The 3,733-nt window shown below is 47.7% G+C and carries 3 protein-coding genes; 1 reads left to right on the plus strand and 2 read right to left on the minus strand.

Annotation, left to right across the window (positions count from 1 at the left end):
* A partial coding sequence (locus J0895_RS22200; RefSeq protein ID WP_207090171.1) for an ATP-binding protein occupies positions 1 to 2,031 on the plus strand: 2,031 nt, incomplete at its 5' end.
* A gap of 314 nt (positions 2,032 to 2,345) precedes the next feature.
* Here J0895_RS22200 and J0895_RS22205 read toward each other — a convergent pair.
* Positions 2,346 to 3,398 carry a M23 family metallopeptidase gene (locus J0895_RS22205; RefSeq protein ID WP_242541512.1) on the minus strand — a complete coding sequence of 351 codons (1,053 nt, stop codon included), beginning with the start codon at positions 3,396 to 3,398 and terminating at the stop codon, positions 2,346 to 2,348.
* Positions 3,399 to 3,412: 14 nt separating this feature from the next.
* Complete coding sequence (locus J0895_RS22210) at positions 3,413 to 3,583, minus strand: hypothetical protein (protein ID WP_207090172.1); 171 nt, start codon at positions 3,581 to 3,583, stop codon at positions 3,413 to 3,415.
* Between the last annotated feature and the right edge of the window lie 150 nt (positions 3,584 to 3,733).

The following is a 3,733-nucleotide window of genomic DNA, read 5'->3' on the forward strand; positions in this document are numbered from 1 at the left end:
AATACCTCCCATGAACTCCGCACTCCCCTCAATGGGATTATTGGCATTGCCGATTCATTAATTGATGGGGTGACCGGACCCTTATCAGAAGAAACCATTTATAATCTAGAAACCATCACCACCAGCGGTCGCCGGTTATCCCATTTAGTCAATGATATCCTGGATTTTTCTCAACTTAAACATAAAAATATCGAACTGCAACTCAAACCCTTGGATTTGCGGGCGATCGCCCAAGTCGTCCTCAACCTCAGTAAACCTCTAATTGGGGATAAAGACTTGCAACTGATTAATGCCATCACCCCGGACTTTATCGCCGTTAATGCCGATGAAAATCGGGTTCAGCAAATCCTCCATAACCTCATAGGAAATGGCATCAAATTCACCGAATCCGGCTTGGTCGAAGTTTCGGCTAAAATTGTAGAAGACTTTGTAGCCATTACCGTCACCGATACTGGAATTGGCATTCCCCAAGACAAACTCAGTCGCATTTTTGAATCCTTTGAACAAGCGGATGGTTCCACCGCCCGAGAATATGGCGGAACTGGATTGGGATTGGCGATCGCCAAGCAACTCATCGAATTACATCACGGAACAATTGATGTCGAATCCGAAGTCGGAAAAGGGTCGCGCTTTACCTTTACCTTACCCAGCACAATCGCCGCTGTCGCCCCCGCAAAACCCCCCTTTGTTTATCCCGAAATCCTCATCCGTACCCGGGACCCGGTGACTCAACGGCCCCCTGGAAATAACCCAGTTCTAGCCACAGAAATTTACGTCAGTGAGGGGGCAGAATTCAAAATTTTAATCGTCGATGATGAACCGATCAACCTGCAAGTTCTCGCCAATACCCTGTCCCTGCAAAATTATGCCATTACCCGCGCCGCCAATGGTCTAAAAGCCCTAGAAATTATTGAAAATGGATTTAAGCCCGATTTAATCCTACTCGATGTCATGATGCCTCGCATGACTGGATATGAAGTCTGCGAAAAAATCCGCCAAAAATTCCCGGCGATCGACCTCCCCATCGTCATGCTTACTGCCAAAAATCAAGTCTCGGACCTCGTAGAAGGATTTAGCGCCGGGGCCAATGATTATTTAATGAAACCCTTTAATAAAAACGAACTGCTTACCCGGATTAAAACTCATATTCGTCTCGCTAAAATTAATGCCGCTTATGGACGATTTGTCCCCCATGACTTTTTGCATTTCCTCGGCCAAGAAAGTATCGTAGATGTGAAATTGGGCAATCATATCAAAAAAGAAATGACTGTATTATTTTCGGATATTCGAGATTTTACCAGCCTATCCGAGGAAATGTCCCCCGAAGAAACTTTCCATTTTATTAATAGTTACTTAAGCCGCGTCAGTCCGATTATCCGCGATCGCAACGGGTTCATCGATAAATATATTGGCGATGCGATTATGGCCCTTTTCCCCAACTCTGCCGATGATGCCGTATCCGGGGCGATCGCCATGCAAGATCAAGTCAAATTATTTAACGAACATCGCCAGGAAACCGGACAAATTCCGATTCAAATCGGCATTGGTTTGCATACCGGAAGTTTAATGCTAGGAACCATTGGCGAAGCCGAACGGATGGAAAGTACCGTGATTTCTGATGCGGTCAATTTAGCCTCCCGATTAGAGGGATTAACTAAACAATATGGTTCTGCCATTTTAATTAGTGAAGATACCTTAAATCAACTGGAAAACCGGGAGATGTATCAATATCGATTTTTAGATCGAGTCCAAGTCAAAGGCAAAAAAGTCAGTGTAGCCGTCTTTGAAATTTACAATTCCGAACCCCACGACTGCATCGAACTCAAAAGCAAAACCTTAGCCCAGTTTGAAATGGCGATCGCCTGCTATACCGAAGGCAATTTCGAGCAATCCCAAACCCTCTTTCAGCAAATTATCACCCTTAACCCCAGCGATCGGGCGGCGCTTCTGTATTTACAACGTTGTGAGAAATATATCAAACAAGGTACTCCTAAAGATTGGATAGGGATAGAAGCAATGAGCGAAAAATAACAGCATACTCGTGACTTGGCTCTGCCGAGTCACGCACTTATGGAGGCTCTGCCTCCAGTCCTCCAAAGTGCCTCTCCCATGACCTATATATAGCGTTTCCCAGTGTTATTCGCGTACAATTTATAGGAGTGTGAGCATCTTGCTCGCTTTATAGGTAGGATAGCGAGCAAGATGTTTGGGCTCGCGCGTACACGCTACGCCGCACAGCGAAGCCCGGGCTCAGGCTTTACGCACTCCTATAAATATCTGTACCCCACAAGTCCGAGAACCGCTATACTCGTGTCACGGCTTCAGCCATGACACGAGGTTGTATCTCACTTCACTTCAATTTCCCGAACGAGATTCACCAGCACCTCGCCCTCTCGGATCAGTTGATACTCGCCGCGCCAAACCCCCGGTGCGATCGGGCGATCGGGATTGTTGCGCTTACCGACATACCCCATCCAGGTTTTACTCGGAGAATTGATTTCCTTGGTATCTTCCGCGATCGCCTGTCCATTCGGTGCAATCAACTTAAACTGATAACTATCCCCCGCTAACACACCGTAGGTATGTACCCAGAACAATAGGGCCGGAATATCTTGAGATAGCTCACCTTGAGCAAACCCCCCTTCCCACAAATCGTTCATTTCTGGAGGAGTATCCGCAAAACCGGCATCGATCGCCCCCGTCGGTGTATAATCCAGGGGAACCGTCCAAATCGGACTCCGCGACACCTGACAACCGGGACCCGCTTCCGGTCCCACAAACGGATCAACCACCGTTCCTTTATACAACGCGGTAATATTAACGTGCGGGAACGATGCCGCCCCAGAAGCGCCTACCATTCCTAACACTGTCCCCGTATCCACCTCCATTCCGGGAGTCACTGCAACGCTACCATTGCGGAGGTGACAGTATTGGGTTTCCCACCCATTGCCATGTTCGATAAACACCCCATTGCCACATTCTCGCCCTTCAATTGCTTCTACTTGCTGCGGGTCCATAATCAGGCGATCGCTGACCCCATCTCGGACCCGCAACACCTTACCGGGGGCCGAAGCAATCACTGCAACCCCAGCATTCATTTTGTCCGTATTGGCAATGCCAAAATCGGTGCCTTTGTGACCATCATAAGTTTGCCGTCCACAACCGAAATCCACCTCTCCGGGTCCGGGGTCGCGATCGGGATACAGCAAAATAAAGCAATCCTCATCTAAAGTACAGTCAATCGGAGGTGCTAATTCTAGGGAATTGGCCGAAATGGTGGTTTCCGAAACAGGGGATTGGGCGAAGTTCGGGCGATCGAACCCAATCCAATGAACAGCAACAGCGATCGCGAATGCCAAGAGAATTGTTGCAATTATTTTGGGTTTTCTAAACATCATTGATTTGAGAATTTCTAAACAGTTGGTCCAACTAGACGCAGCAGAGGCGATCGCAGTTTCACCCGGGATAATAATGCTACATAGTTCTTGGGCGATCGGTTCTCTTGATAACGAGATACAGATTCAAACTTGCCCGTCTCAGTAGAACCCGAACTCTGGAAACATTTGGCTAAAAAAGCAGCCAAGAAAAACTGGAAGAGGCGATCGCCATTTTCGAGAGTTTGAAAACGGCGATCGCCTCTAGGACGGTTAACCTTCGCTTACCTCATTCAGCAATTGCTGGAACTGTGCCACCGAAGCGATCGCGATCGCTTGTCGAAGAAGTTGCTTGAGGG

The organism is Phormidium pseudopriestleyi FRX01 (assembly GCF_017313335.1).
GTDB lineage: Bacteria > Cyanobacteriota > Cyanobacteriia > Cyanobacteriales > Laspinemataceae > Laspinema > Laspinema pseudopriestleyi.

Excerpts from the sequence above, each read along its gene's own strand:
- J0895_RS22205 (WP_242541512.1), bottom strand. The coding sequence starts at position 3,398 with ATGATGTTTAGAAAACCCAAAATAATTGCAACAATTCTCTTGGCATTC.